We start from the raw sequence: 25,646 nt of genomic DNA, 5'->3' as shown, positions 1-25,646 counted from the left end.
GTGACCGACACGCGATGCCGTGCCGATCACCCTAGCGGGCCCGGCGAAGTCACGACACCTTGATTCGCGCCGCCGCCCGCGGCCGCCCGACGCCCTGCCACGACAGTCCCGCGTCGACGATCACCCGCGGGTCGAGCAGGTTGCGCGTGTCGACGACGTCGATGCCGTCCATGAGCTGGGCCATCGCCGCCCAGTCGAGGTGCTTGAACTCGGCCCACTCGGTCAGCACGACGACGACGTCCGCGTCCTTCGCCACCTGGTAGGCGTCGTCGACGACGGTCATCCCGTCGATCCCGCCGTCGATGGCCGGGTCGTAGGCGGTCAGCTCGGCGCCGAGCGCGCCCAGCACCGAGGCCACGGCGAGCGCGGGCGAGTCGCGCAGGTCGTTCGTGCCCGCCTTGAACGCCAGGCCCAGGACGCCGATCCGCGCGCCGGCCAGCGTGCCGCCGACCGCGCCGGCGATCTTGGCGACGATCCGGTCGCGCTGGGCGATGTTCTCGTCGATCGCCGAGGTCAGCATCTTGAAGTCGTAGTTGACCGACTCGGCCACCTTGACCAGCGCGCTCGTGTCCTTCGGCAGGCACGAGCCACCCCAGCCCGGGCCGGGCTTGAGGAACGTACGGCCGATCCGCCGGTCGTGGCCCATGCCCTCGGTGACGAGGTTGATGTCCGCGCCGAGCCGTTCGCACAGCTCGGCGATCGAGTTGACGTACGAGAGCTTCAGCGCGAGGTAGCAGTTCGCGGCGTACTTCACGAGCTCCGCGCTGGCCGCGTCGGCGACGACCAGCGGCGCGTCCAGCTCGGCGTACAGGTCGCCGACCCACTGGGCGGCGGCGCGGTCGTCCGAACCGACGACGATCCGGTCCGGGCCCAGGAAGTCCGCGACGGCGGTGCCCTCGCGGAGGAACTCGGGGTTCGACACCACCGGGACGTCCGCGCGGCCGAGCATCTCCTCGATCCGCTTCGACGTGCCGACCGGCACCGTCGACTTGGTGACCAGCGCGCAGCCGGCGGGCAGGACGTCCCCGATCTCGGCGGCCACCGCCTCGACCGCGCGCAGGTCCGCGGACCCGCCCGCCCCCATCGGCGTCGGCACGCAGAGGAACACGGCTTCCGCGTCGCGGACCGCGTCCCGCGCGCCGACCACGAACTGGAGGCGGCCGGTCGAGATCCCGCGGGCGACCAGGTCGGCCAGCCCCGGTTCCAGGATGTCCACGCGCCCCGCACTCAGCCGGGACACCTTCGCGCGGTCGACGTCCACGCAGGTGACGGAATGCCCGAGACTGGCTAGGCAGGCCCCCGTGGTCAAGCCGACGTAACCGGTACCTACCACCACGATCCGAGCTGGCGTCATGGTGCTGAAGGTGACAGCCGGAGTTGACCACGACGCTAACGGAACCGGTCGTACCCGAAAGCGGTGAGCGAAGACACGAACCACCCGTGCGAACGAGCGTTAACCTGGGTCCCGAGTCAGAGCAGCGAAGGGAACCGCACAGATGCAGATCACCGACACCGCGGCGCTCGTCACCGGGGGCGCTTCCGGCCTCGGCGGAGCGACGGCGAAGGCTCTCGCGGCCAAGGGCGCGCGGGTGTTCGCGCTCGACCTGGCGTCGTCCATCGAGAAGGCCGAGCAGGTCGACGGCATCACCTACGTCGAGGCCGACGTGACCGACGTCGAGCAGGTCGAGGCGGCCGTCGCGACCGCGTCGGGCTCGGGTGTCCCGCTGCGGACGGTGGTGAACTGCGCCGGCATCGGGCCGTCCGCGCGGATCCTGTCCAAGAAGGGCCGTCACGACCTCGCGCTGTACGCGAAGGTCATCCAGATCAACCTGATCGGCACGTTCAACGTGCTGACGGTCGCGTCCGAAGCGATCGCGAAGACCGAGCCGCTCGAGGACAACGCTCGCGGCGTCATCATCAACACCGCGTCGATCGCGGCCTTCGACGGCCAGATCGGGCAGGTCGCGTACTCGTCGTCCAAGGGCGGGGTCGTCGGCATGACGCTCCCCGCGGCCCGTGACCTGGCCTCGCACGGCATCCGCGTGCTGACGATCGCGCCGGGCATCGTCGACACCCCGATGCTCGCGACGGTCAGCGACGAGTTCCGCGCGACGCTCGCCGCCGGCATCCCGTTCCCTAAGCGCCTCGCGCGGCCGGACGAGTACGCGCAGCTCGCGCTGTCGCTCATCGACCACGACTACCTGAACGGCGAGGTCGTCCGCATGGACGGCTCGCTGCGGATGGCCCCGCGCTGACGCTTCCCGCCGGGGCACCCCCAGGTGCCCCGGCGGTCGCGGTCAGCGGGTGAGGCGGACCTCCAGGCCGACGCCGTCGGCCGTCACCGACCAGCCGCCGAAAGCGCTTTCGGCGGCCAACGCCTCGAACTGCTCCCGGGTGAACGCCCGGCGCCGCAGCCACCCGAGCGTCTGCCGGACGGTGAACCCGGCGACCGCACCGACGTTCATCCCGGCTACCTCGCGGTCGATGTCCGCGCCCGTGGCCTCGTGGTTCAGGTCGTGGATCACCGCGAACCCGCCCGGGCGCAGCACCCGGTGCATTTCGTCGAGAGCGGCCACCGGCTGCCGGAAGTTCTTGAACGCGGCCTGGCAGACCAGGAAGTCGAACGACTCGTCGGCGAACGGCGCGTGCGTGATGTCGCCCTGCCGGAAGTCGATCTCCAGGCCCGCGCCGTTTTCCCGGGCGATCTCGACCATCGTGTGGCTGATGTCCAGCCCGGTGACGCGGAAGCCGCGCTTCGCCAGCTCGACGGCGAAGAAGCCCGGCCCGGGCGCCACCTCCAGGACCTCGGCGCCGTCGGGCAGCCCCGCTGTCACCTCGGCCGCTTGGCGGCGGTACTGCGCGAGCTGCGCCTCGGTGCCGCGGTTCTTGGCGTACCAGCGGGCCTGGAGGCCCTCCATTTCGGGCACCTTGTGCTTGCGGGTCGTCTCCATCGGTTCCTACCTCTCCACGAACTCCCCCAGGTCGTCCGGGAATTCGCCGGTTTCGTGGTAGCGCCGCCAGGCGTCGATGCCGGGCAAGGCGCCGGTGGTCAGTTCTTCGAGGAAGCCGCGCACCCAGCGCGCTTCGGCTTCCGTCATCGCGAGGTCGTACTCGACCTCGATCAGGAACAACCGCGGCATCAGCGGGCGCAGCTGCTCGAGCTGCGCCCGGTGCGCCTCGGCTCGTTCGTCGAGCTGCGCCAGCCGCTCGCGCAGCCGGCTGATCGTCTGGTCCGGGCCGAGCACGCCCAGCATCGACAGCCCCGCCTTGAACCGCGGGGGTTCCCGGTCGAGCGTGCCGACTAGCTCGCGGACCCAGTCCTCGAACTCCTCGCGCCCGGCCGGAGCGATCCGGTAGACGGTCCGTTCGGGCCGCCCGCCGTCCTTCACGCTCTCCACGGCCTCCAGGAAGCCGTGCTTCTCCAGGTTTGCGACGACCGTGTAGAGCGAGCCCCACTTGATCGGCATGTCGGCGTCCTTGCCGCGCTCCTTGAGCACGGCTGCCATTTCGTACGGGTGCATCGGCCGCTCGGCCACGGCGGACAGCACGGCCAGCCCCAGCAGGTTGCCGACCTTCCGCTTCTTCAAACTGGCTCCTCGTTCACGAGTACTCGCAGACGAGTATACGCAAGACGTGCCAGTAGGCAAGTGTCTTAGTCGATGAACTACTCAGAGATCGAACATGTACGGGACTTCGGCCTGCGCGCGGGCGTCGATCCACTCCCGGAGCGCGTGCGTCGCCAGGACGTCGTCCTCGTTGTAGCGCAGCAGCCGCTCGCGCTGCTCGGCGTCGGGTACCTCGCCGTCCATGCCGACCGCGTCGCGGTACCAGCGCATCGATGCCTCGCCGCCCGCTTCCGGGTCGCGCCAGGCGAAGCCGGCCACCGGGGCGATCACCTTCAGGCCCTTGCCCTGGGAGCACAGGAACTGGTCGGTGACGCTGCGGAAGAGGTCGACCCACTCGTCCGAGTCCACAAAGGACTGGATTTCCTTCTTCGCGGGGATGCCCGGGTGGTCGCCGAAGCGCTCGACCGAGCCGAAGAGCCAGCGGTTCTCGGCGAGCGCGTTGTAGCAGTACGCGCGGAACGTCAGACCGGCCGCTTCGGTGCGCTCGCGGACGTCGGTGAGCCAGGCCCAGAACTCCGCGAAGGACCGGGCTTCGTCTTCGGTGGGCAGCGGATCCCAGGTCGCGAAGGCCCGGTAGCCCGGCGAAATCCCGATGTCGGCGCCGGTCAGCAGGCAGCCCCAGAGGTACGCGCCGGCGTCGCCGAAGCTCTCCATGTCGACGTCGACCTCGACGTCGGCGCGCGGTACCTCGACGCGGTCGACGCGGCGCACCAGCGTCAGGTCCGCCAGCCAGGCGCGGGCGAGCACGACGGCGTCCGGGAACGTCACGCCGGTCCAGTTGATCTCCGGCGCGTCGCCGGTGGGGTCGAGCGCGGCCAGTTTGTCCACAGTGGACACGCCGGCGCGGCGCAGCTCCACCGCGTCCTCGCCACGGACGACGAGGCTGACGTCGCGGGTCTCGGTGAGCACCTTCTCGCACGTCGGCCACCACGGGCAGCGGCGGCACTCCAGCACGCGCGACGGCTCGGCCAGCGGCTCCTCGCCGTTCGCGGCCGCGCTGGCGATCGCGAGCCGGTCGGCGAACCGGACCTGGTACTCGGTGAGCGCGCTGCGCCCGCCCGGCCAGGTGCCCGCGGTGAGGTCGTGCCAGACGACGACGTCGGCGTCGAGGCCGATGACGCCGCCGAGGGTGAGGCTCTCGTCGGCCTGCCCGAGCGTCTGCAGCATGCGGCGGATGTGCACGAGCCGCAGCTGGTCACGCGGCTGCGACCGGACCTTGCGGCTCTCGTCGGCGGCGCGGTGCGCCGGGTCGAGGTCGGTCAGGTCGGTGACGATGGCGCCGGTGCCGCGGTCGGAGATCCGGTGGCGGACGACGAGCACCGGGACGTACCCGCGGCCGGTGCGGACGAGCAGGTCGATGCCGCCGCGCCGGTGCCCGGCCGGGTCGACCGGCAGCAGCGCGCCCCAGATGTAGCGGGCTTCGGCGGCGAAGGCCTGTTCGGTGAGCTCGACGCGCTCGTGGGCCGGGAGATCGCGGGGGACCTTCACCCAGCTGCCGGGGTTGGCCGCCATCAGCCGGGTGACGATGTCCTCGCGGTGGGCGGTCGCGTCGTCGATCCGCTGCTGCGCGGTGGGGTCCGGCGGGGAAAGCGGTACCTCGCGCATCGTGGGGTCGTGCTCCAGGTGCACACGCCGGCGGCAGCGGCTGACCGCTCCCGCGTCGAGTACCACCTCGCCCTTCATGGAGATCACTCTAGATTCCCACCGCCGAGCCGACATGCCCGCCACCCGGGCGACCAGTAAGTTCGACCTCGACACGTCGTTGGAGGTGCCATGGCGCGCAAGGCCAAGGTCGAGGGTGATGCCAGGTTCACCCCCAAGAAGGCGAAGAACGCGATCGCGGTGGCGAAGGTGCTCGGCCCGGTCGTGATCCCGGTGGTCGCGCCGTTCGCGGTGCGCGCGGCGGGCAGCGCGCGGGAGCTGTACGACCGCTACCAGGCACGCAAGCTCGGGGTTTCGGTCGACAAGCTGGGCGAGTACACCGGCCGAGGCGCGGCGCTGCACGCCCGCATCGCGGGGGTCGCCGAAGGCTGCCGCGATCTCCAGAAGTCCGAGAAGGCGTCGAAGGCCGACCAGGAGTTCGCGAAGGAATCGCTGAACACGCTGGAGCAGCTGTCGGCGTCGGTGCGGGCGGCGGAGCGGATGCCGGCGGCACGGCGCAAGTCCGTGCACCGCGCGGTGCACGGCGAGCTGGAGCGGCTGGAAGGCAACCTGCTGCACCGGCTGGGGATCTGACCCGGCTGCATCTGACCCGGAAGTGGAAACGGCCCCCGGTGCGCGCACCGGGGGCCGTTTCGCGGCGAGCTACTTCACGAAGCCCTTCTTGACCATCCACTCGTGGGCGACCTTGCCCGCGTCCTGGCCGTCGACGTCGACCTGCTTGCACAGCTGGACCATCTGCTCGTTGTCGAGCGCCGCGGCGATCTTCTCGAGTGGGCCGCGGATGTCCGGGTGCGCCTTGAGGTACTCCGTGCGCAGCGTCGGGACCGCGTTGTACTGCGGGAACGCCTTCTTGTCGTCCTCGAGCACCCGCAGGTTCAGCCCGGAGATCCGGCCGTCGGTGGTGAACACCTCGCCCACCGGGCAGGTGCCGCTCGCGACCGCCGAGTAGATCGTGCCGATGCCGAAGTTCTCGATCTTCGGGTTCTGGAAGCCGTAGGCCTTCACCGCGGCCGGGAACCCGTCCTGGCGGCTGGTGAACTCCGTCTCCAGGCAGAACACCGCCTGGTCCGGCTTCTGCTTGATGAACGCTGCGAGGTCCGACGTCGTCTTCAAGTTGTTCTTCGCGCCGTACTCCTCGGTGACGGCGAACGCGTACTGGTCGTTGAGCGGCGAGTAGTTCAGCCACGTGACGCCGAACTTCTCTTCGTCCGCCTTGGCCGTCGCCTCGTACTGGGCCTTCTCGCCGCCGGGCACCGGGAGCTCGTTGCCCTGGTAGTTGATCCAGCCCGTGCCGGTGTACTCCCACGTGACGTCCGTCTGACCGGACAGCAGCGCCTGCCGCGACGAGTTGGACCCCTTGATGTCCGACAGGTCGACGACGTCCGCGCCCGACGCGGTCAACGCCATCTCGGCCATGTAGGCCAGGATGATGTTCTCGGTGAAGTCCTTCGACCCCACCGTGACCTTGAGCCCGCTCAGCGACGGGATCGGCTGGATCGTGCCCGGCTGGATGTCGTAGGGCACCCCCTGGTTGATCGACAGACCGCACGCCGAGAGCGTGCCGCAGAGCAGGGCCACCCCGGCGAGTGCCTTCATCCGGCGGAGTTTCATCGCAGCCCCTTCGGTCCGAAGAACTGTTCCGCGACCGCGCCCAGCCAGTCGACCAGCAGCGCGAGCGCCACGGCCAGCACCGAGCCGGTGACCAGCACCGAGGTCAGGTTCAGCTTGTACCCGGTGTCGATGAGCAGCCCGAAGCCGCCGGCGTTGACGAACATGCCGAACGTCGCCGTGCCGACCGCCAGCACCAGCGAGGTGCGCAGGCCGGCCAGGATCAGCGGAACGGCCAGCGGCATCTCGACCCGCCACAGCACCGCGGCCGCCGACATGCCGATGCCGCGGCCCGCGTCGATCAGCGCCGGGTCCACCTGCTGGATCCCGACCATCGTGTTCCGCAGCACCGGCAGCAGCGAGTAGAAGGCCAGCGGCAGCGCCGCCACCCACAGCCCGCCGACCGAGCCGGTGACGATGAACCACAGCACCAGCACACCGAGCGCGGGCGCGGCTTGGCCGATGTTCGCGATCGCCAGGAAGATCGGCGCGAGGAAACGTGCCCACGGGCGAGTCACGATCACCCCGAGCGGCACCGCGACCACCACGACGATCGCGACCACCACGAGCGTCATCAGCACGTGGTCCCACAACGCCGTGAACAGCGAAGAGGCGTTGAGCGTCTCCTTCTCGGTCGCGGTCAGCCCGCTGGAGAACACCCAGATCAGCGTGACGGCGACGATCACCAGCACCACGGCGGGCTGGGCGAACAGCCGGACGCGTTCCGCGCGCTTGGAGCCGGATTCGGTGCTGAAACCGGTATCGACGGCAGCCGTCATGCGGACACCTCCTCGCCGTTCGTGTGCTCCTCGCGCAGCTGCTGGATGGTCGCGATCACGGTGTCCAGCTGGATGGTGCCCGCGTACTCGCCGCGCGCGCCGGTCACCGGCACCGAGCCGCCTTCGGCGAGCATCGCCTCCAGCGCGTCCTGCAGGGTCGACTGCAGGCTGACGATGTCCCGCAGCGGCTTGCCGGCGTTGGCCAGCGACGCCCCCGCCTTCAGGTCGCGCGAGTGCACCCAGCGCGTCGGACGGCGGCGCGCGTCCAGGACCAGCGCGAAGTGCTTGCGCTGGTCTTCGAGCTTCTTGCGGAGCTCGGCCGGGTCGTCGTCGACCGACGCGGTCAGCGCGTCCTGCGCCAGCTCGACGTCCCGGACCCGCAGCAGCGTCAGCTGCTTCAGCGACGCGCCCGCGCCGACGAAGCCGGCGACCGTGTCGTTCGCCGGGTTGGCCAGGATTGCCTCGGGCGTGTCGTACTGCATGATCGACGACTGGTTGCCGAGCACCGCGATCTTGTCGCCGAGCTTCACGGCCTCGTCGAAGTCGTGCGTGACGAACACGATCGTCTTCTTCAGCTCGCTCTGCAGCCGCAGCAGCTCGTCCTGCAGGTTGCCGCGGGTGATCGGGTCGACCGCGCCGAACGGCTCGTCCATCAGCAGGACCGGCGGGTCCGCGGCGAGCGCCCGGGCGACGCCGACGCGCTGCTGCTGCCCGCCGGAGAGCTGGCGCGGGAAGCGGTCGCGGAAGTCGGCCGGGTCGAGCCCGACCAGGTCCATCATCTCCTCGACCCGGTCGTTGACCTTCTTCTTGTCCCAGCCGAGCAGACCGGGCACCACGCCGATGTTCTGCGCGACGGTGAAGTGCGGGAACAGCCCGGCCTGCTGGATCGCGTAGCCGATCCGGCGGCGCAGGGTGTCGACGTCGAGGCTGAGCGCGTCCTCACCACCGATGGTGATCTTGCCGGAGGTCGGCTGGACCAGCCGGTTGATCATCCGCATCGTCGTCGTCTTGCCGCAGCCCGACGGGCCGACGAAGACCACGATCTTGCCGGCGGGCACGACCATGGAGAAGTCGTCGACCGCCGCTTCGCGGGTGCCGGGGTACCGCTTGGTCACGTGCTCCAGCTCGATCTCGACGCCGGAGACTTCCTCGTTCTCAGCCACGGACACCCCTAGAAATGGTGAAGCGCTTGATCAGGACGTAGATGCCGTCGAGGATCAGGGCGAGGATGACGACCCCGACCGTGCCCGTGACGGCTTGGTTCAGGGAGTTCGTGCTCCCCGCGTTCGTGAGCCCGGAGAAGACTTCGGCGCCGAAGCCGGGACCCTTCGCGTAGGCGGCGATCACCGCGATGCCCATCAGCATCTGCGTGGCCACCCGCATGCCGGTGAGGATCGCCGGCCAGGCGAGCCGCAGCTCGACGCGGGTGAGCACGCCGAAGCGGCTCATGCCGATGCCGCGCGCGGCATCGGTGATCGCCGGGTCGACGCCGTCGAGACCCACGATGGTGTTCCGGACGATCGGCAGGAGGCCGTAGAGCACCAGCGCGATGACGGCCGTGGTCGGACCGAGCCCCGAGATCGGGATCAGCAGGCCCAGGAGGGCGAACGACGGGACCGTCAGGATCGTGCTCGCCAGCGCCGTGGCCACCGCCGAACCGATCGGGCTGCGGTAGACCGCGACCCCGATCAGCACGCCGAGGACCGCCGCGAGGATGGTGCACTGCACCACCATGCTGGTGTGCAGGTAAGCCTCCAGCCAGAGCTTGCTCGCCCGGTCGGAGATGTAGTCGAAGAGGTTCATCCGTGTCCGCTCTCCCGCCTTTGTGCAGGCCTTCACCCGATCGGGCTAGTTCCTGACCGACGGCTCAGTACCCAGCGCGAGGCCGGGCCAAACCCCCGTTTCGGCCCACCGGTTCCGCCCACCTTGGCCTTTCCGGACGTGATCGGCAAGAAATGACCTGAACCACGGCGTGGCGTGGTCCGTGAACTCGGTGTGTGCTCACTTCACGGGATCACACGTTCACGCGGGAACAGGTCCCTTAGGCTGCTCCTCATGAGCGTTCCGGCACGGCGTCCCGCCGTGCTCGGTGCTACCCGCGGTGTGTTGCTCGCCGTGTGCGCCGCGGCGCTTTCCGTGACCGCCCACCGGCTCGCCGACGGCGGCCTGCCCGACCCGGCGATGACCGTGCTGCTCACCGGTCTCTTCGGCTGGACCGCGACCGCGCTGGCCCGCAAGGCGCGCGGGGCGGTCGCCACGCTCACCCTGCTCGGTGCCGCCCAGCTCGTGATGCACCTGCTGCTCACCACGCTCGCCGGCCACGAGGGCCACGCCGGTCACGACATGGGCGCGATGCCCGGCGGCACCGGGCTCGGCATGGTCACCGCGCACGCCGTCGCGACCGTGCTGACCGCACTCCTGCTCGCCCGCGCGGACGCGACGCTGCTGACGGTCCTGGCCGTGCTGCGCGCGTTCCTGCCGCGGCTGCTCACCCCGCTGCCGATCGCGGCGGCCCCCGCGCTCGTCCCGGTGCGCGTCGACGCGCCGGGCCACCTCGTCGGCGTCGACCTGCGCCGGATCCGCGGGCGGCGCGGCCCGCCCGTCCACTCCTGAACCCAGCTCGACCCCCACACCAGCCCGGTCCCCGAACCGAGCTGTCCCGATCTTTGCGTTCATCAGGAGTGAACCCATGTCCCAGCACGTCTTCAAGCGCGCCGGTTTCCTCGCCGCCACCATCGGTGTCGCCGGTCTCCTCGGCACGGGCGTCGCCTCCGCGCACGTCACCGCCAACGTCTACGGCCCGCAGCCGACGAAGGGCGGGTACGCGGCGATCGTGTTCCGCGTGCCGAGCGAGGAACCGACCACCATGACCACCAAGGTGGCCGTCGACTTCAAGGCCGACTACGGCATCGGCAGCGTGCGGACCAAGCCGCTGCCCGGCTGGACCGCCGAGGTGACCAAGTCCAAGCTGCCCACCCCGATCACCAAGGACAACGGCACGCAGATCACCGAGGCCGTCACGGCGGTGACGTGGACCGCGCAGCCGGGCAACGAGCTGAAAGCCACCGACTACCAGGAGTTCTCGGTGAGCTTCGGTCCGCTGCCGACCAACGTGGACGAGGTCGAGTTCCCGGCCCACCAGACCTACAGTGATGGCAAGGTCGTCGACTGGAACCAGCCGACCCCGGCGGGCGGCGAGGAGCCGGAGCACCCGGCGCCGGCCGTCAAGCTGGCCGCGAAGGCCGCGGGCGACGGCGACCACGCCGCGATGGACGCGAACACCGCGTCCACCAACGGGGAGCACACTGAAGCCGCGGCGGCGACCTCGGACAACACGGCCCGCTGGCTCGGCGGGGCCGGCCTGCTCGTCGGGGCCATCGGCCTCGGCGTCGGAGCCGGCGCGACCATCCGGGCCCGCAAGGCCACCGCGAAGCCGGGAGGCAACAGCTAAATGCGGAAGGCGCTCGTCGCGCTGGCGTTGACGGTGGTGGCCGTGCTCGGCACGGCCACCCCGGCGCTGGCGCACAACGTGCTGATCTCCTCGGACCCGGCGAACGGCTCGTCCGTCGCCGCCGGTCCGCAGAAGGTCAGCCTGACTTTCGACCAGTACGTGCAGGGCGCCGACGTCAACCAGATCGCGGTGACCGGACCCGGCGGCGGCCAGTGGGCCGAGGGACCGATCAGCGTGGTGAACAACGTCCTCACCGCGCCCCTGCGGCCGCTCGGCCCGGCCGGGAAGTACACCATCGGCTACCGGGTGCTCTCGGCGGACGGCCACCCGGTGACCGGTGAGCTCACCTTCACCCTCACCGCGGCGGGCACCGGCACGCCGGCGACCGTCGACGCGGCGAAGTCGCCGGGCAGCTCGTCGTCGGCCGCGCCGCAGCCGGGCTCGACCGGGGTGCCGATCTGGGTCTGGATCGCCGGCGCCATCGTGCTGCTGGCGATCGGGCTCACGGTGGCCCTGCGCTCGGGCCGGTCGGTGGAAGAGAAGAACTGATGACCCAGGCCGAGACCACCGCGAAACCCCGCTATTCGACGCTGCTGTGCGTCGTGACGGCGGGGCTGCTCGGTGCCCTCATCGGCGTCGCGCTCATGTCCACCACCCCGGTCCCCGGTGTCGTGGAACCCGACGCGGTGGTCTCGGCCGGCATCCCGGTCGTGCGGGTCCTGCTCGACCTCGCCGCGGTCACGACCATCGGCCTGGCGCTGCTGTCGGTGCTCGCCGGCTACGACCGGCCGAAGCTGACCGAGCCGATCATGCGGCTGGCCCGGCCGGCCGGCGTCGCGGCCGCGCTGGTCTGGGCGACGGCCGCCGTCGTCGCGCTGATCCTGCAGACCGCGGAGTACAAGCCCGGCTCGTCGACGCTCTCGCCGGGCGACCTCGGCGACTACATCGCGAACGTCGGCGCGGGCAAGGCGCTCGTCATCGTCGCGGCGCTCGCGCTCGTCCACGCCGGGATCGGTGCGCTGGCGCTGCGCTTCGGCGAGAAGGTGCCCGCCGAGGTCCGCGTCGGGCTCGGCCTGTTCGCGCTGCTGCCGTTGCCGGTCACCGGGCACGCGTCGAACTGGAACTACCACGACTACACGATGATCTCGATGGAGCTGCACGTCATGAGTGCCGTCGCCTGGACCGGCGGCCTCGGCGCGATGACCGTGCTCCTCGTCGCGAACCGGACGCTCCTGGCGCACGCGCTGCCCCGGTTCTCGAAGCTCGCGACGCTCTGCCTGGTCCTTTCCGCGGCGACCGGGCTGTTCAACGGGCTGGTCGAGATCTCGCTCAACCCGACCATCGGATTCTGGGCGGCCCTCTTCACGACGCCGTACGGGCAGCTCTTCCTCCTGAAGTTCCTCTGCACCGGCGTCATCGCGCTGCTCGGCGCGTACACCCGCTTTCGGCTGATGCCGCAGATCGTCCGGCACAACCGGACGGCCCTCGCCGCGTGGGCGACGCTCGAGCTGACCGTCATGGGATTGGCGTTCGGCTTCGCCGTGGCGCTGACGCGGGCGCCGGTCGTCGCGTCCTGAAAGCCCTTCCCCGCTGGTAGAGCGATCCCAGGTCACGGCGAGTAGCTGCAACTTGCGCATTGGGATGAGGGGTAGACCATTGGGGGCGACCCGTCGGGCCGAACTTTCTACCCAGAGACGAGCCCATTTCGGAAGCGACGAACGGTCATTTGCCATCGTCGAATGCACGTGCAGATTGTGGCGCCGGTCACACGAAGTGACAGATCCGGCTCAGCGGTAACGGGTCCACCGCGTGTCCGCCCGGCCGCTCCGGAGGTCGTCCAACCGGCGGTGGAGCTCGGGCCGCACCTGCGGCCGGCTGCGCAGGATCGGCAGCACGCTCGTCGTCAGCTTCAGCTCGCGGATCGCCCGGAGCACGGCGAACCCGGACCACGACGTCACGTCGAAGCCGTACGCCGCGGCGAACGTCCGGTAGCGCACCGGCGGGTCGCCGAACCGCTCGCGGCCGACCGCCAGCGGCGTCAGGTCCCACTCCGGCGGGCCGACGCACGACGAGTCGAAGTCGCAGAGCACCGGACCGTCCGGGCCAGGGATGACGTTGCCCGGGTACGCGTCACCGTGGACCAGGCCCCTGGGCAGCGGAAACTCCAGCTCGGCCAGCGCGGCCTCCAGCTCGGCGCAGCGCTCGAGCAGGAACGCGCGATCGCCGGCGGTGAGCTCTTCGGCGTCGGACACCCGGGCCCGCACCGCGGCGAACGGCGCCCATTCGGCGAGACCGTCGGGCGCGGGCAGCGCGTGCACCCGGCGCAGCAGCTGGGCCAGGTCGGTGGACGTCGCCGGCCGGCCGATGCTCGGCACCTGGTGCCACACGGTCACCAGGTGCCCGCCGACCGGCAGCGGCTGCTCGACGGTGTCGAGCAGCCGGATGGCGGGGACGTCGTGAAGCTCGAAGTGCCGGGCCACGCGGACCACGGTTTCGACGCGGTGCCGGAGCCGGGTGGAACCGACGATCCGAATCACGAAAGGTGCGGTGACCAGCGCGTACACCGCGTTGTTGGTGAACCGCAGCAGCCGTGCGCCCGCCGGGTCGAAACCCAGCAGGGCGCACGTCTCGGCCAGTACGCCACGCAACTTGCCGGAGGTGAACCGGCCGTCCAAGACGCCGGCGCCTTCGACGCTATGCGGCGTAGAAAGCGTTGAGCCGGTCGGCGAGGTCACGGGCGTCGGCGTTGTTGCGGCGTCGCTCGGCCTCGTCCTGCAGGGGCCGCATGCGGTCCTTGACCCGCTCGGACTTGATGCCCTCGGCGCAGTCGATGGCCTTGCCGCCGACCTTGGCGCCGTGGTCGAGGTCGCCGTCCAGCAGGTGGTTGGTGGCCAGTGCGCTCAGCATGAACGTCTTGGAGCGGGCCATCTCGTCGTCGTAGGACTCGACGGCCCTGGTCAGCGCCGGGATGGCGTACTTCGTGTGCTCGGAGTTCTGCTGCGCGAGCACCGTGTGGACGGTGCCGACCATGGCGTAGACGTCGGTCTCGGTGAAGAACTTCACCCACGACTCGGCCTCGGCCAGGTTGGCGCGCTCGAACTCGTCCTTGCTCCGGCCGAGCAGCTTCACCGCCTGCTCCTCGTTGCCCATCATCGCGTAGGCCCAGGCCTCGTTCGCGCAGAGCACGGAGACCGCCAGCTCGGAGCCGGATTCCTGCGCGGCGATCTGGCCCAGCTGGAACAGCTTCAGCGCGTCGTTCGGGGCGTCCTGGTGCAGGTAGACGCGGCCCATGCGGTACAGCACGTTGGCCACCAGCGGGTGGTTCTCGCCCTGCTTGGCCAGGTCCAGCGCGTTCGCGAAGTGGCCGCGGGCGGAGTCCATCAGACCGGTGTCGAAGGACGTCCAGCCGGCCAGCGAGTGCAGGTCGGCGAGCGCCACGTACAGCCGGTTCTTGACGATGTCCGTGCCGTGCGCCTCGAGCATCTGCTGTCCCCAGGACAGCTGCGCCACCACGGCGTCACGGCAGAAACCGCCGCCGTACTGGTAGTCGAGCGCCCGGAGGGCGCGCGTCGCGGCCTCCACCTGGCGCACGTCGGTCATGCCGATGCGCCCGGGCGCCGGTGTCCTGGCCGGCCCCGCCGACCACGTGCCGGATTCCGGACCGAACACCGCCGCACCCATCGTGACCTGGGCGGCGTGCGCGAGGAACCTCCGTCGCTTCACGGACTCGTCCTCCTCAGCCTGCTGGCCGTCGGCGGAGCCGACGACGCGTATCGCCGTGGCCTCGTCGTAGGCGAGGCCCATGTATCCACGGGGGACACCCAGGCCGTCGGCGATCCGCGTGAGGACGTCGTAGGCCATGACCTGGCGACCCTTGAGGATCTCCGACACCTCGGACTGGGACTGGCCGGTCATCGCGGCGATCTGGCGCTGCGAGACACCGTGCTTGCGCAGGAGCCGGTAGACGGCGCTGATCTCGCGGGACGCGAGAGCCGCTCTCATCTCCGGCTGCTCCCACGCGTCAGCGGGAACTGCGTGGCTCTGCCGGGCTTCGGCACTGCCACCGTTACTGGCGTCCATCGCGCCCCCTCCACTGTCCGGTCGGGCGTCTGTGAAACAGCGTAAGCAAACTGGCGAAACCGTGTGAACAGCCGAACTGGTGCCCTGATCGGTCCGGGCGAAGTCCGTTGACCGCTTACCGTGGAACCCGGTCCGGTCACCGCTATGACGCCATTTCGACCTTCTATCGCAGCCGGTTGCACCTCACTGTAGTTGTCAGATCTCCGTCACCGCCCGGACACCGGTAGCGATCACGGAGAGCTACGAAAACCGCAGGGTTATGACAAGGCGATGTTGCAGAAGGCATCTTCGGAGCCCGAGGGTTCCGAAGGAGGCACGACAGAGCGGAGAAGGGCGTGGAGTTCGTGGACTCGTTCGCAGGGGGACATGCCGGCACGGCGACCCGCGCCGTTCGGCCGGTGGTCTCTCCTCTCTCCGCCGTCCGCCCGGTCACCCCCGCTGCCGCGGTGGACCCCCGCACCGCGAACGTCCGGCACTACGAAGGCGGTCAGCTGGTGTGGCGCGTGCAGTGCGGCGACCTCATCAGCCGCGAGCGCGCGGTGACGGTGTTCGTCGAGGACAACCAGGTGGTACTGGTCTCGCCCCCCGGCGAGACCGCGCGGTTGACGTCCGGCCAGCTCGGACAGCTGCGCGCCGCGCTCAACGAAGCCGCCAAGATGGCGGAAAGGTAACGGTGAGCTGATCATGGATCAGGTACTCGGGCAGGTCCTCCGCAATGCGGTCTGGGAGCGCCTCGACATGCTGACCGACCTGGCGAACCGCGCCGACGCCCAGTCGCTCGTCTCGGTCGCGCGCTCCGAACTCCCCCGCTTGACGGAGGCGTGGCGCGCGATGCTGAAGATGCACGAGCCCGATGAGCGCGGCGACTGCCCGACCTGCTCGACCCGGTGGCACCGCTGCAAGGCGCCGTGCTCGGTCTGGCAGGTCGCGCACGAACACCTGGTGGCGGGCGGCCTGGCGCCGCAGCCGTCCTCGGCGGACAGCCGCCGCCAGAGCAGCCCGGTCCCGGCGCAGGGCCGTCCGGCCCCGGCACCCACCGCGGCCGAGACCACCGGGCGCCACGCGCTGGTGAACCCGCGCCGAGCGGTCACGGCCTGACGGACCCGGGCCGTCGCCACCTCCCGCGGTGGCGGACCCGGACGCCGTTGTGCCACCCCTGATCCGGCGAGCGCGGCCGACCGATCGCCCCATCGGACCCGCGCCTGCTCTCGCCCCGGCCGGGGACTGTTTCGCCCGCACCCCCGAGCAGCGCGAACCAGTCCTCGGCCACCCCACCCGGTCCCCACCGCGATTAATCGAAAAAAATACGCGTTAGGCCTAGCCCAGGCGGTAATCCCCCGCTAGATTGATCATCGAAGAGGCCTGGACCACTGGTTCGCCTCGACGTGACCCGCCTGTGAGCGGCCCCTGAATTCCGCGGGCCGGTGCCGTTGCACTCCCCTCCCCCGACCGGCACCGGCCCGCGGTTCCACTTCTTTTCAGCGAACGGCCTTCACCCGCAAGACGAGCACCGCGGCCAAGAGCGTCGCGACGGCCGAAGCGGCGAAGAGCCCCGAATACCCGCCTAGGTAGGCCAGCACCAGCGGCGTCAGCAGCGGAGCGACCACCTGCGGCAGCGAGTTCGCGATGTTGATGACGCCCAGGTCCTTCGCCCGGTCCTGCGCCGTCGGGAGCACCTGCGTCAGCATCGCCAGCGCGACGGCCATGTACGCACCGAAACCGACCCCGAGCAGCGGGGACGCCGCGAGCGCGACCGGCCAGCTCTGCCAGATCACCAGCAGCAAAGCGGCCAACGCCATCACACCGGACGCCGCAAGGACGTATGGCTTACGCCGTCCGGACTTGTCCGAGAAGTGGCCGGCGAGCACGGCGCCGATGACGAGCGCGACGCCGTAGAGCCCCATCATGATGAGCAGGCCCGTGTCGGGGTCCTCGTAGTGCACCGCGTCCTTGAGGAAGAACAGCAGGTAGAGCGTCCCGAACGCGTTGCCGAGGTTGATCATGAAGTGGCACGACCACGCCCACGCGAAGTCCGGGTGCCGCCGCGGGGAGACCCACAGGTTGCGCAGGACCTCGCCGGCCTGGGACGACGGCCGGTACTCGACCGGCAGGCGCGCGTCCGGGGTCCGCAGCACGAAGAACGCGGCGCCCACGACGACGATCACCGCGCAGACCGCGTACGCCAGCGGAATCCCGGCGATGCCGAGCATCACGACGACCACGACCGCGCCCAGCACCGTGCCGAGCATCTGCGCGATGCCGACGAGCCCGCCGACCTGCGCGCGCTGGCCGACCGGGACGCGGTCGGCGATGGCGGACATGAGCGTGGCGAGCATGCCGTTGAGCCCGGCCTGCACGAGGCACCAGCCGACGATCAGGAGCGCGACGTCCGGCGCGAACGCCAGCACCAGCAGCCCGACGGCCGCGACGGCGGCACCGATGACCGTCCACGGGTGGCGGCGGCCGAAGCGCGAGCACGTCCGGTCGGACAGCAGCCCGACGGCCGGGTTGACGATCAGCGCCACGATCGCGCCGACGCCCATCACCAGCCCGAGCACGAACTCCTTGTTCACCTGGTCGAGCAGCTCGGCCTGCTGCGGCAGCAGCACCTGGATCGGTGCGTAGATCCCCAGCCAGAGCGCGATGTTCGCGAAGAACAGCAAGCTCATCCAGCCGGGCCGCACCCGCACCACGGGTTCGGCGAGGGCTTCCGGCAGACCGGTCGTCTCGGTCGTTTCACTGCTCATCCCGCACCAGCTTCCGGTACCAGTGGAACGAGTCCTTCGGCGTGCGCCGCAGGGTTTCGTAGTCGACGTGCACCAGGCCGAAACGTGGCGCGTAGCCCTTGGACCACTCGAAATTGTCCATCAGGGACCAGCAGAAGTAACCCCGGACGTCGACACCGGCGTCCATCGCCTCGCGCAGCGCGACGAGGTGGCTGTGCAGGAAGTCGATGCGCTCGGGGTCGTGGACGCCGCCGTCCTCGGCGACGACGTCGGCGAAGCTGCAGCCGTTTTCGGTGATCTGGATGGGCGGCAGCTTGTCGCGGTAGCGGCGGTGGAAGTCGAGCAGCAGCTCGCGCAGGGCGTGCGGGACGATCGGCGAGTCGTTGGTCGTCATCGGATACCCCTCGACCGGGCGAAGGTCGAAGGGCAGCGGGTTGCCCGGACTGGGCTTCGCGACCCCCTGCGGCTCGTAGTAGTTGACGCCGTAGAAGTCGAGCGGCTGCGCGATGGTCGGCAGGTCGTCGGCGAACCCGGCGGGCAGGTGCTCGTGGAGCTGTTCGGGATAAGTGCCGAGCAGCACGGGGTCGGCGTAGAGCCGGTTGAGCAGCGCGTCGAGCCACTCCGCGGCTGCTTCGTCTTCGGGAGAGTCGTCGGACGGCCAGATCGGAGAGTGGTTGTTGGCGGTGCCGACCTCGGTCGCGCCGGCCGCGCGGAGGGCCTGGACGGCGAGGCCGTGCGCGAGGTTCTGGTGGTGCGCGGTCGGGATGGCGTCGAGCAGGAGCGTCTGGCCGGGCGCGTACTCGCCGATGCCGTAGCCGAAGATGGACATCACCATCGGCTCGTTGAGCGGAATCCACAGCTTCACCCGGTCGGCGAAGCGATCTCCGAGGATGTGAGCGTATTCGGCGAAGCGCTCAGCGGTCGTGCGGGAGAGCCAGCCGCCGTCGTCTTCGATCGCCTGGGGGGTGTCCCAGTGGTAAAGCGTGACGGCGGGGGCGATCCCGGCTTCGCAGACGGCGTCGATGAGCTTGTCGTAGAAGCCGAGTCCTTCGGGGTTGGGCGCGCCTTTGCCCTCGGGCTGGATGCGGGGCCAGGCGATGGACATCCGGTAGGCGCCGACCCCGAGTTCCGCCATCAGCGCGATGTCTTCGGGGTAGCGGTGGTAGTGGTCGGCGGCTACGTTTGCTTGTTCACCGCGGGCGATCTTGCCCTCGGTCGCGGTGAACGTGTCCCAGATGGACGGTCCGCGCCCACCTTCGCTGGTGGCGCCCTCGATCTGGAACGCCGAAGTCGAGACACCCCAGAGGAAGCCGGGCGGGAAGATCGGGTTCTGCACTGGTGCTGACCCCTTCGTCAGGCCACCCGTCCGGGTGAACATGAAAAGTTCTCATATACTAGGTCTTCACTCGTCCGTGGGGAAGCCCGTCGGCACGATAAAGTCCCAGATCAGACGAGGAGGAGTGCCGTGTCCGACATCCAGGCCGCGAAGGTGCCGGCAGAAGCCACCCCCTTGCGCCGTCAGCCGGTCCAGCAGCGAAGCGCGAAGCGGGTCGAGCAGATGCTCGACGCGAGCGCGGCGCTGATCGACGAGCTCGGCTACGACGCACTGACGACGACCCTGATCGCCAAACGAGCTGGCGTGGCGGTCGGTTCGCTGTACCAGTTCTTCCCGGACAAGCGCGCGGTCGTGCAAGCGCTTACCGCCCGCAACCTGGAGAGGTTCGTCGGCGCGGTGAACGAGCGGCTCAAGCAGCTCGGACCCGAGCACTGGTGGGACGTCGTGGACTCGATCCTCGACATCTACCTGGAGATGCACCGGTCGGTGCCGGGCTTCTCGAAGGTCCACTTCGGCGACATCATCGACCGCCAGCTGCTGGACGAGACGCGCGACAACAACGCGGTGATCGTCGACTCCCTGACGGACCTGGTGTCCACGCAGGTGGACAGGCCGGTGGAGGACCTGCGCTTCGCGATCGGGATCGCCAACGAGGTGGCCGACGCGCTGCTGAAGCTGGCGTTCCGGAAGGAGCCGAGCGGGGACGAGAAGATCGTCGCCGAGGCGAAGTACGTGGTGAAGGGGTATTTGGCGGCCCGGTTCGGGGAGCAGTCGTAGCTGTCCACAGGAGTTGTCCACAGGTATGCACAGCTGTGGACAACTGGGGAGTTTCGGCCGGTTCCGTCAGTGGGCGCCGATAGACTGGAAGCGGGGGTTCCCCCGGGGAGGGTGGGCTGCGTGTGGGCGCCGGGTGGTGGGCGGCCCGCATGGCCTTGACCCCGTGAAGGTGACCCGCTTGGTGCGGCCGGATGCTCGCGAAGCGGATGGTGATGCGCCGGGCTTTGGCTCAGTCGAAGTTCTGGTGCTCGCTGCGGTGGTCGGGACGAACCGCGGCTGGAGCAGGCTGCGGGCGGAGCGGATTGTGCCTGGAGCGGGCCGAGCAGGCTGGGCTGACTGCGACCCGCGACGGAGTGCGGTGCGAGCCCGTTGTGGCTCGAACAGAATGCGGGCGAGGCGGACTGTGCCCGGTGCAGGCCGAGCGGGCTGGGGCTGACTGCGACCCCGGATGGGGGCTGCTGCCGGAGCAAGCTGCGGCCGGAACGGACTGCCCGACCGCCGGCTGCCGCCGGGTGGGCTGGGGCTGAAACAGCCTGTGGCTGGAGCAGGTGGCGTTGCCGCCGGCCGCCGGGGTTCGCCCGTCCGGGGCTGGGACAACGACGAACTTCGCTCAAGGTTCGCCGACGAAGCCGGTGTTCTGCCGCACGGACGCGGTACCCAGGTGCGTGCGGCAGCCAGCGGGGCCGAGGGACGTCAGCCGAAGTTCTGGTGCTCGCCTCGGTACGTCGGGACCGTGCGCTCCACTCGGTCGCCCATCACCAGGTGGTAGTGGGTGAAACGCTCGGCCAGCTCGCCCGCCTTGGCGTGCCGGAGCCATACCCGGTCGCCCAGGCTCAGGGTGCGGGCCGCTCGGCCGGTCACCGGGGTCTGGACCTCGCCCGCTCCCTCGAAGCCGAGGAACTTCAGGCCCGTCGGGAGGTACGGCGTCGGCTGGCGTGATGGACCTGTTGGCCCCGAAGCGATGTAGCCGCCCGAATACAGCGTGGCGATCTTGCGCGTCGGGCGCCGGACCACCGGCAACGCGAACAGCGCTGCCGGGCGGGGCGTGAACTTCGTGTAGCCGTCGAACAACGTCGGGCCGATCAGGCCTGAGCCCGCCGCGATCTCCGTGACCACCGCGTCCGCGCCCGTCGACTCGATGCTGCCCGTGCCTCCGCCGTTCACGAACTCCAGCGGGGTCACCGCCTCGACCGCGCGGACCACTTCGCCACGACGCCGGTTCAGCTCCGCCGCCGACCGGCGCTGCATCCAGCCGATCACCAGCTGGTTCAGGCGCGCGCCCGCCTTGTCGCCGAGGCCGGCGATCTGGCCTTCGTACGCCATGACGCCGACGAGGCGGAATCCCGGTCGCGCCACGATCTGGCGGGCGAACGCCGTTGCCTGCTTCGGCGTGAAAATCGGGGAACGGCGGGTGCCCACGTGGACTCCCGGCAGCGGGCGCCACGACGCGTCCAGCTCCAGGCACACCCGGATCTCCGGGTGACCGTGGCCGAGCGCCGCGTCCACCAGGTCCAGGTGCGCGGCCGAGTCGACCATGATCGTGATCGACGCGCGAGCTCGGTCGGACGCGGCCAGGCGGCGCAGCGCCTCGTGGTCGGCCGTCGGGTAGGCGACGACGACGTCGTCCGTCGTGCCCTGCTCGACGTGCCAGATCGCTTCCGCCAGCGAGTAGCACATCAGGCCCTCGAAGCCCGGCATCGCGAGCACGCGCTCCAGCAACGCCCGGCAGCGCACCGACTTCGAGACGACGCGGATCGGCTTGCCCGCGGCGCGGCGGTGGAGGTCGCCGGCGTTCGCGTCGAAGGCTGCCAAGTCGACCACGGCCAAGGGTGGATCGAGGTCCTTGGTCGCCAAGTCGTACTCCGTCGCACTGGTCACGAGGTCTAAAGTACGACACGAAGGCTTGAAACGCGAATACTGTTCACATACTGTTTCGGGCACTCGAACGATGGAGGGTGCGCGCATGACCCGGTGGACCAACTGGGCGGGCACGGCGTCCGCCTCGCCGCAGCACGTTCACCAGCCGCGCAGTGCGGCGGAGATCGCGGCGACCGTCGCGAGCATCGCCGCGGCCGGCCGGACCGTGCGCCCCTGGGGTAGCGGACACTCGTTCACGGCCATCGCCGTCGCCGACTCCGACGCCCTCGACCTGCGCCACTGGACCGGCATCGAGCGCGTCGACCTCGAAACGCGGCAGGTCACCGTCCGCTCGGGCACCACGATCAAGCAGCTCAACGCCGACCTCGACGTGCTCGGGCTGGCCATGACCAACCTCGGCGACATCGACGCACAGACGATCGCCGGCGCGATCTCCACCGGCACCCACGGCACCGGCGCGCGCCTCGGCGGCATCGCCACCCAGATCGCCGCGCTCGAACTCGTCCTCGCGGACGGCTCGGTCGTCACCTGTTCGGCGGAAGATAAGCCCGACCTCTTCGCCGCCGCCCGCGTCGGCCTCGGCGCGCTCGGAGTGATCACCACGGTGACGCTCAACTGCGAGCCGTCCTTCGTCCTGCGCGCGCAGGAACGGCCCGAGCCGCTGGAGCAGGTCCTCGAGGGCTTCCACGACTTCGCCGACCAGAACGAGCACTTCGAGTTCTACTGGTTCCCCTACGGCAAGAACGCGCTGGTCAAGCGCAACAACCGCTGCGAGACCGCGGAGCCGCTGAGCAAGGTCCGCGAGTTCGTCGACTACCAGATCATGGAGAACGTCGCGTTCGGCGGCCTCTGCCGGACGGGCCGGCTGATGCCGCGGCTCGTGCGCTCGCTGAACAGCTTCGCGTCGAACATGCTCTCGGCGCGCGAGTACAGCGATCTCTCCCACCGCGTCTTCGTCACCGCGCGCAACGTCCGCTTCACCGAAACGGAATACGCTGTTCCACGTGAATCAGTGCTCGACGTGCTCGCCGAGCTACGGGCGGTAGTGCCGACGCTGAAGGATCCGGTGATGTTCCCGGTCGAGGTCCGGGTCGCCGCCGCCGACGACATCTGGCTGTCGACGGCGCAGGGCCGCGACTCCGCCTACATCGCCATCCACCAGTTCACCGGCATGCCGTACCGCGAGTACTTCAGCGCGTTCGAGAAGATCGCCGGCGCGGTCGGCGGCCGCCCGCACTGGGGCAAGATGCACGACCTCGACGCCGGCGTCCTCCGCTCGCGCTACCCGCACTTCGACGACTTCCTGCGCGTGCGCAAGGAAACCGACCCGAACGGCGTCTTCACGAACACCTATCTGGACCGGGTGCTCGGGCCGGCTTAGAAGAGCGCCGACACCGATTCGCCGTTGTGGATCCGGCGGATCGCCTCGGCCATGGCCGGCGCGATCGAGAGGATCTTCAGCTTCTCGGTGCGCTCCTCTTCGGGCACCGGGACCGTGTTGGTGCAGACGATCTCCAGCACCTCCGGCCGGTCGCCGATGCGCTCGATGGCCTTCGACGCGAAGAGACCGTGCGTGCACGCGACGCGGATCGAGCGCGGCTTCAGCTCGGCGAGCCGGTCGAGCAGTTCGAGGACCGTGCTGCCCTTGGCGATCTCGTCGTCGAGGACGATCACGTCGCGGCCGGTGATCTCGCCGATCACCGACGTGATCTGGACGCGGTCGTCCGGGAAGCGCTCCTTCGCCCCGGCCGCGACCTGGACGCCGAGGAGCCGGGCGAAGTGCGAAGCCTCCTTCGCGTTGCCCAGGTCGGGCGAGACGACGGTGGTGCGGGAGAGGTCGTACTGGCGGAAGTGCTTGGCCAGCTCCTGCAGCGCGTGCAGGTGGTCGACCGGAACGCTGAAGAAGCCGTGGACCTGCGGCGAATGCAGGGTCATCGCGAGTACGCGGTTCGCGCCGGCCGCCACCAGCAGGTCGGCGACCAGCCTGCCGCCGATCGAGATCCGCGGCGCGTCCTTCTTGTCCGAGCGCGCGTACGAGTAGTGCGGCATCACGGCGGTGATCCGCGACGCCGACGCGCCGCGCGCCGCGTCGAGCATCAGCAGCAGCTCGACGAGGTGCTCCTGCACCGGGCGCACCAGCGGCTGGATGATGAAGACGTCCCGCTCGCGGCAGTTCGCCTGCAGCTGGACGCCGAGGCAGTCGTTCGCGAACCGCTCGATCTCGACGGGCCGCAGCGGGACTCCGAGGTGCTCGCAGATCTCTTCGGCCAGCTCGGGGTGCGCGCTGCCGCTGAAGACGGCGATCTCTCTGGATTCCTCGTTCACAGTGCGGAAATCGCCTCGTCGATCGTGGTTTCGCCCGAAATCAGCTCCAAAGTGCGTCGCACGCTCGCGGGAGCGTCGAGCAATGCGACGACCACCGCGGCGACGTCGTCACGCGGGACCGAGCCGCGGCCGGTCTTGTCGGCCAGCAGGACCAGGCCGGTGCCGGGGTCGTTGGTCAGCGCGCCCGGCCGGAGGATGGTCCAGTCGAGGTCGCGGGCCTTCAGGTCGTCTTCGGCCGCGCGCTTGGCGCGCAGGTAGACCCGGAAGTCCTCGGTGACGTCGGGGTTCTCCGGGTTGTCGGCGCCCATGGAGCCGATCTGGATGTGCCGCCGCACGCCGGCCTGCACGGCCGCGTCGGCGAACAGGGCCGCGGCGCCGTGGTCCACAGTGGCCTTGCGCGCGGGCCCGCTGCCCGGGCCGGCGCCCGCGGCGAACACCGCGGCGTCGGCACCCTTCAGCACCTCGGCGACGGTGTCCACATCGGATTTCTCCAGGTCGAGCACGACGGCCTGGGCACCGGCGGCTTCGAGGTCCGCCGTGTGGGCGGGATTCCGGATGATCCCGACCCCTTCGTCACCGCGCGCGGCGAGCAGCCGCTCGAGACGCAACGCGATCTGACCGTGTCCACCAGCTATGACGACTCGCATGAGTCCGACCCTAGTGCGGATCGATCGCGACCGTCAGTCGAGCGAAGCGGGGGCTTCGGCGGTGCGCAGCAGGTGGTCGTAGACGAGCTCGTTCACCAGGCGGGAGACCGGGTCCTCGGCCAGCACGACGCGCTCGGTGCGGCCCTCGAGGTCGAGGTCGACGACCGAGTTCGGGTCGGCGGTGACGATCCCGAGGCCGTACGCGCGAGCCCGCGGCAGGCAGTTGCCGACGTAGTCCTCGGTGAGGACGGCCGGCGACGGGAGCACCATCGCGGCCTCGCCGTAGCGGGCGAACGGAACCGCGGAGGCCATCGCGGTGCGCCAGTGGCGCGCGACGGCCAGGACGCCGACGATCTCGGCGGCCGGGGCGGGGGCGGTTCCGGCCAGCTCCGGCCAGGTCCAGGTGTCGACGGTGGCACGGTCGGCCACCGGGCCGGCACCCATCGCGATGCGTTCGGCGTGCACGTCGGTGCGAAGCTTGGCGACCACGCAGACCTTGCGGCCGAGGATCGTGGTCTCGGGGAGGACGATGCCGTTCCAGCCCAGCTGGGCGGCGGCGGCGCGGGCGAGTTCGTCGACGCTCGAGGGGAGCTCGATCGGCGGCACCACCCGGCTCGGCATCGACCGGCTGCGCTTCGCGCCACCGGCGACCGTCGAGCGCTCGGTGTTCTGAGGTGTAGCCGCCACGAGTCCGCCTCCTTCTAACCTGCACCGCTTCGTGACCGGTGAAAACCGGCACTCAATCTGTCTA

Annotated in this window: 26 protein-coding genes; 10 read left to right on the top strand and 16 right to left on the bottom strand. The window is 70.1% G+C overall.

Annotation, left to right across the window (positions count from 1 at the left end; all coding sequences use genetic code 11):
• Positions 1–49: 49 nt before the first annotated feature.
• Positions 50–1,354, bottom strand: a complete 1,305-nt coding sequence (locus tag AA23TX_RS41315; protein ID WP_155548383.1) for a UDP-glucose dehydrogenase family protein — start codon at positions 1,352–1,354, stop codon at positions 50–52.
• Positions 1,355–1,496: 142 nt separating this feature from the next.
• Between AA23TX_RS41315 and AA23TX_RS41310 the strand changes: the two genes are divergently transcribed.
• Positions 1,497–2,255, top strand: coding sequence for an SDR family NAD(P)-dependent oxidoreductase (locus AA23TX_RS41310; protein ID WP_155548382.1), 759 nt, complete (start codon positions 1,497–1,499; stop codon positions 2,253–2,255).
• Between the two features lie 42 nt (positions 2,256–2,297).
• Here the strand turns inward: AA23TX_RS41310 and AA23TX_RS41305 are convergent, their stop codons facing one another.
• The 3 genes from AA23TX_RS41305 to AA23TX_RS41295 form a co-directional block, all read right to left on the bottom strand.
• Complete coding sequence (locus AA23TX_RS41305; protein ID WP_155548381.1) at positions 2,298–2,951, bottom strand: class I SAM-dependent methyltransferase; 654 nt, start codon at positions 2,949–2,951, stop codon at positions 2,298–2,300.
• A 6-nt stretch (positions 2,952–2,957) separates the two neighbouring features.
• A complete protein-coding gene (locus AA23TX_RS41300; RefSeq protein ID WP_155548380.1) occupies positions 2,958–3,587 on the bottom strand; it encodes a PadR family transcriptional regulator in 630 nt (209 codons plus the stop codon).
• 81 nt (positions 3,588–3,668) lie between these two features.
• Positions 3,669–5,309: a TM0106 family RecB-like putative nuclease gene (locus AA23TX_RS41295; protein ID WP_196425821.1), complete on the bottom strand. Its 1,641-nt coding sequence runs from the start codon at positions 5,307–5,309 to the stop codon at positions 3,669–3,671.
• A gap of 90 nt (positions 5,310–5,399) precedes the next feature.
• Between AA23TX_RS41295 and AA23TX_RS41290 the strand changes: the two genes are divergently transcribed.
• Complete coding sequence (locus AA23TX_RS41290; RefSeq protein WP_155548378.1) at positions 5,400–5,861, top strand: DUF6474 family protein; 462 nt, start codon at positions 5,400–5,402, stop codon at positions 5,859–5,861.
• Between the two features lie 69 nt (positions 5,862–5,930).
• On the opposite strand, the gene AA23TX_RS41285 is transcribed toward AA23TX_RS41290, so the two are convergent.
• From AA23TX_RS41285 to AA23TX_RS41270, 4 genes are read right to left on the bottom strand one after another with little or no spacing between them, the layout of a single operon-like run.
• A complete protein-coding gene (locus AA23TX_RS41285; protein ID WP_155548377.1) occupies positions 5,931–6,899 on the bottom strand; it encodes a glycine betaine ABC transporter substrate-binding protein in 969 nt (322 codons plus the stop codon).
• Positions 6,896–7,675: an ABC transporter permease gene (locus AA23TX_RS41280; RefSeq protein ID WP_155548376.1), complete on the bottom strand. Its 780-nt coding sequence runs from the start codon at positions 7,673–7,675 to the stop codon at positions 6,896–6,898. The genes AA23TX_RS41285 and AA23TX_RS41280 overlap by 4 nt, the downstream gene beginning before the upstream one ends.
• Positions 7,672–8,838: an ABC transporter ATP-binding protein gene (locus AA23TX_RS41275; RefSeq protein ID WP_155548375.1), complete on the bottom strand. Its 1,167-nt coding sequence runs from the start codon at positions 8,836–8,838 to the stop codon at positions 7,672–7,674. Before AA23TX_RS41275 ends, AA23TX_RS41280 begins: the two co-directional genes overlap by 4 nt.
• On the bottom strand, positions 8,831–9,478 hold the full coding sequence (locus AA23TX_RS41270) for an ABC transporter permease (RefSeq protein WP_155548374.1): 648 nt from the start codon (positions 9,476–9,478) through the stop codon (positions 8,831–8,833). Before AA23TX_RS41270 ends, AA23TX_RS41275 begins: the two co-directional genes overlap by 8 nt.
• Before the next feature lie 303 nt (positions 9,479–9,781).
• On the opposite strand from AA23TX_RS41270, the gene AA23TX_RS41265 reads away from it, so the two are divergent.
• The 4 genes from AA23TX_RS41265 to AA23TX_RS41250 all read left to right on the top strand — a co-directional run bounded on the left by AA23TX_RS41265 (position 9,782) and on the right by AA23TX_RS41250 (position 12,703).
• Entirely contained in the window at positions 9,782–10,288 is a 507-nt protein-coding gene (locus AA23TX_RS41265; protein WP_155549403.1) for a hypothetical protein, read from the top strand.
• A 76-nt stretch (positions 10,289–10,364) separates the two neighbouring features.
• The gene (locus AA23TX_RS41260) at positions 10,365–11,126 is read left to right on the top strand and encodes a YcnI family copper-binding membrane protein (protein ID WP_155548373.1); all 762 of its coding nucleotides are present in this window, start codon (positions 10,365–10,367) and stop codon (positions 11,124–11,126) included.
• Entirely contained in the window at positions 11,127–11,675 is a 549-nt protein-coding gene (locus AA23TX_RS41255) for a copper resistance CopC family protein (RefSeq protein WP_196425820.1), read from the top strand. It abuts the gene before it with no gap.
• Positions 11,675–12,703 carry a CopD family protein gene (locus AA23TX_RS41250; RefSeq protein WP_155548372.1) on the top strand — a complete coding sequence of 343 codons (1,029 nt, stop codon included), beginning with the start codon at positions 11,675–11,677 and terminating at the stop codon, positions 12,701–12,703. Before AA23TX_RS41255 ends, AA23TX_RS41250 begins: the two co-directional genes overlap by 1 nt.
• 210 nt (positions 12,704–12,913) lie before the next feature.
• Here AA23TX_RS41250 and AA23TX_RS41245 read toward each other — a convergent pair whose 3' ends face one another.
• Together AA23TX_RS41245 and AA23TX_RS41240 are read right to left on the bottom strand one after the other, a co-directional pair.
• Positions 12,914–13,801, bottom strand: coding sequence for a phosphotransferase family protein (locus tag AA23TX_RS41245; RefSeq protein WP_155548371.1), 888 nt, complete (start codon positions 13,799–13,801; stop codon positions 12,914–12,916).
• Positions 13,802–13,820: 19 nt separating this feature from the next.
• Complete coding sequence (locus AA23TX_RS41240) at positions 13,821–15,206, bottom strand: helix-turn-helix transcriptional regulator (protein ID WP_155548370.1); 1,386 nt, start codon at positions 15,204–15,206, stop codon at positions 13,821–13,823.
• A 335-nt stretch (positions 15,207–15,541) separates the two neighbouring features.
• Here AA23TX_RS41240 and AA23TX_RS41235 point away from each other — a divergent pair, with 335 nt between their 5' ends.
• Together AA23TX_RS41235 and AA23TX_RS41230 are read left to right on the top strand one after the other, a co-directional pair.
• Entirely contained in the window at positions 15,542–15,877 is a 336-nt protein-coding gene (locus AA23TX_RS41235) for a hypothetical protein (protein ID WP_155548369.1), read from the top strand.
• Between the two features lie 13 nt (positions 15,878–15,890).
• Entirely contained in the window at positions 15,891–16,304 is a 414-nt protein-coding gene (locus AA23TX_RS41230; RefSeq protein ID WP_155548368.1) for a hypothetical protein, read from the top strand.
• 380 nt (positions 16,305–16,684) lie between these two features.
• On the opposite strand, the gene AA23TX_RS41225 is transcribed toward AA23TX_RS41230, so the two are convergent.
• Positions 16,685–17,953, bottom strand: coding sequence for an MFS transporter (locus AA23TX_RS41225; protein ID WP_155548367.1), 1,269 nt, complete (start codon positions 17,951–17,953; stop codon positions 16,685–16,687).
• Positions 17,943–19,268 (bottom strand): GH1 family beta-glucosidase, encoded by a 1,326-nt coding sequence (locus AA23TX_RS41220; protein ID WP_155548366.1) that lies wholly within the window; start codon positions 19,266–19,268, stop codon positions 17,943–17,945. The genes AA23TX_RS41225 and AA23TX_RS41220 overlap by 11 nt, the downstream gene beginning before the upstream one ends.
• A gap of 129 nt (positions 19,269–19,397) precedes the next feature.
• Between AA23TX_RS41220 and AA23TX_RS41215 the strand changes: the two genes are divergently transcribed.
• The gene (locus tag AA23TX_RS41215; protein ID WP_155548365.1) at positions 19,398–20,045 is read left to right on the top strand and encodes a TetR/AcrR family transcriptional regulator; all 648 of its coding nucleotides are present in this window, start codon (positions 19,398–19,400) and stop codon (positions 20,043–20,045) included.
• A 693-nt stretch (positions 20,046–20,738) separates the two neighbouring features.
• Here AA23TX_RS41215 and AA23TX_RS41210 read toward each other — a convergent pair.
• Entirely contained in the window at positions 20,739–21,923 is a 1,185-nt protein-coding gene (locus AA23TX_RS41210; protein ID WP_155548364.1) for an amino acid deaminase/aldolase, read from the bottom strand.
• A gap of 85 nt (positions 21,924–22,008) precedes the next feature.
• Between AA23TX_RS41210 and AA23TX_RS41205 the strand changes: the two genes are divergently transcribed.
• On the top strand, positions 22,009–23,304 hold the full coding sequence (locus tag AA23TX_RS41205) for a D-arabinono-1,4-lactone oxidase (protein ID WP_155548363.1): 1,296 nt from the start codon (positions 22,009–22,011) through the stop codon (positions 23,302–23,304).
• Here the strand turns inward: AA23TX_RS41205 and AA23TX_RS41200 are convergent.
• From AA23TX_RS41200 to AA23TX_RS41190, 3 genes are read right to left on the bottom strand one after another with little or no spacing between them, the layout of a single operon-like run.
• A complete protein-coding gene (locus tag AA23TX_RS41200; protein WP_155548362.1) occupies positions 23,301–24,248 on the bottom strand; it encodes a ribose-phosphate diphosphokinase in 948 nt (315 codons plus the stop codon). The two genes, AA23TX_RS41205 and AA23TX_RS41200, sit on opposite strands and share 4 nt — an antisense overlap.
• A complete protein-coding gene (locus AA23TX_RS41195) occupies positions 24,245–24,895 on the bottom strand; it encodes an NAD(P)H-binding protein (RefSeq protein ID WP_155548361.1) in 651 nt (216 codons plus the stop codon). Before AA23TX_RS41195 ends, AA23TX_RS41200 begins: the two co-directional genes overlap by 4 nt.
• A gap of 33 nt (positions 24,896–24,928) precedes the next feature.
• Complete coding sequence (locus AA23TX_RS41190) at positions 24,929–25,582, bottom strand: hypothetical protein (RefSeq protein ID WP_155548360.1); 654 nt, start codon at positions 25,580–25,582, stop codon at positions 24,929–24,931.
• Between the last annotated feature and the right edge of the window lie 64 nt (positions 25,583–25,646).

Source organism: Amycolatopsis camponoti (genome assembly GCF_902497555.1).
Taxonomy (GTDB): domain Bacteria; phylum Actinomycetota; class Actinomycetes; order Mycobacteriales; family Pseudonocardiaceae; genus Amycolatopsis; species Amycolatopsis camponoti.
Note: the sequence above shows the minus strand (reverse complement) of the source record. Positions and strands in the feature narration are given on the sequence as shown.

Excerpts from the sequence above, each read along its gene's own strand:
- AA23TX_RS41205 (WP_155548363.1), top strand. The coding sequence starts at position 22,009 with ATGACCCGGTGGACCAACTGGGCGGGCACGGCGTCCGCCTCGCCGCAG.
- AA23TX_RS41295 (WP_196425821.1), bottom strand. The coding sequence starts at position 5,309 with ATGAAGGGCGAGGTGGTACTCGACGCGGGAGCGGTCAGCCGCTGCCGC.
- AA23TX_RS41250 (WP_155548372.1), top strand. The coding sequence starts at position 11,675 with ATGACCCAGGCCGAGACCACCGCGAAACCCCGCTATTCGACGCTGCTG.
- AA23TX_RS41225 (WP_155548367.1), bottom strand. The coding sequence starts at position 17,953 with ATGAGCAGTGAAACGACCGAGACGACCGGTCTGCCGGAAGCCCTCGCC.
- AA23TX_RS41255 (WP_196425820.1), top strand. The coding sequence starts at position 11,127 with ATGCGGAAGGCGCTCGTCGCGCTGGCGTTGACGGTGGTGGCCGTGCTC.
- AA23TX_RS41195 (WP_155548361.1), bottom strand. The coding sequence starts at position 24,895 with ATGCGAGTCGTCATAGCTGGTGGACACGGTCAGATCGCGTTGCGTCTC.
- AA23TX_RS41280 (WP_155548376.1), bottom strand. The coding sequence starts at position 7,675 with ATGACGGCTGCCGTCGATACCGGTTTCAGCACCGAATCCGGCTCCAAG.
- AA23TX_RS41310 (WP_155548382.1), top strand. The coding sequence starts at position 1,497 with ATGCAGATCACCGACACCGCGGCGCTCGTCACCGGGGGCGCTTCCGGC.
- AA23TX_RS41260 (WP_155548373.1), top strand. The coding sequence starts at position 10,365 with ATGTCCCAGCACGTCTTCAAGCGCGCCGGTTTCCTCGCCGCCACCATC.
- AA23TX_RS41290 (WP_155548378.1), top strand. The coding sequence starts at position 5,400 with ATGGCGCGCAAGGCCAAGGTCGAGGGTGATGCCAGGTTCACCCCCAAG.
- AA23TX_RS41270 (WP_155548374.1), bottom strand. The coding sequence starts at position 9,478 with ATGAACCTCTTCGACTACATCTCCGACCGGGCGAGCAAGCTCTGGCTG.
- AA23TX_RS41230 (WP_155548368.1), top strand. The coding sequence starts at position 15,891 with ATGGATCAGGTACTCGGGCAGGTCCTCCGCAATGCGGTCTGGGAGCGC.
- AA23TX_RS41305 (WP_155548381.1), bottom strand. The coding sequence starts at position 2,951 with ATGGAGACGACCCGCAAGCACAAGGTGCCCGAAATGGAGGGCCTCCAG.
- AA23TX_RS41285 (WP_155548377.1), bottom strand. The coding sequence starts at position 6,899 with ATGAAACTCCGCCGGATGAAGGCACTCGCCGGGGTGGCCCTGCTCTGC.
- AA23TX_RS41240 (WP_155548370.1), bottom strand. The coding sequence starts at position 15,206 with ATGGACGCCAGTAACGGTGGCAGTGCCGAAGCCCGGCAGAGCCACGCA.
- AA23TX_RS41315 (WP_155548383.1), bottom strand. The coding sequence starts at position 1,354 with ATGACGCCAGCTCGGATCGTGGTGGTAGGTACCGGTTACGTCGGCTTG.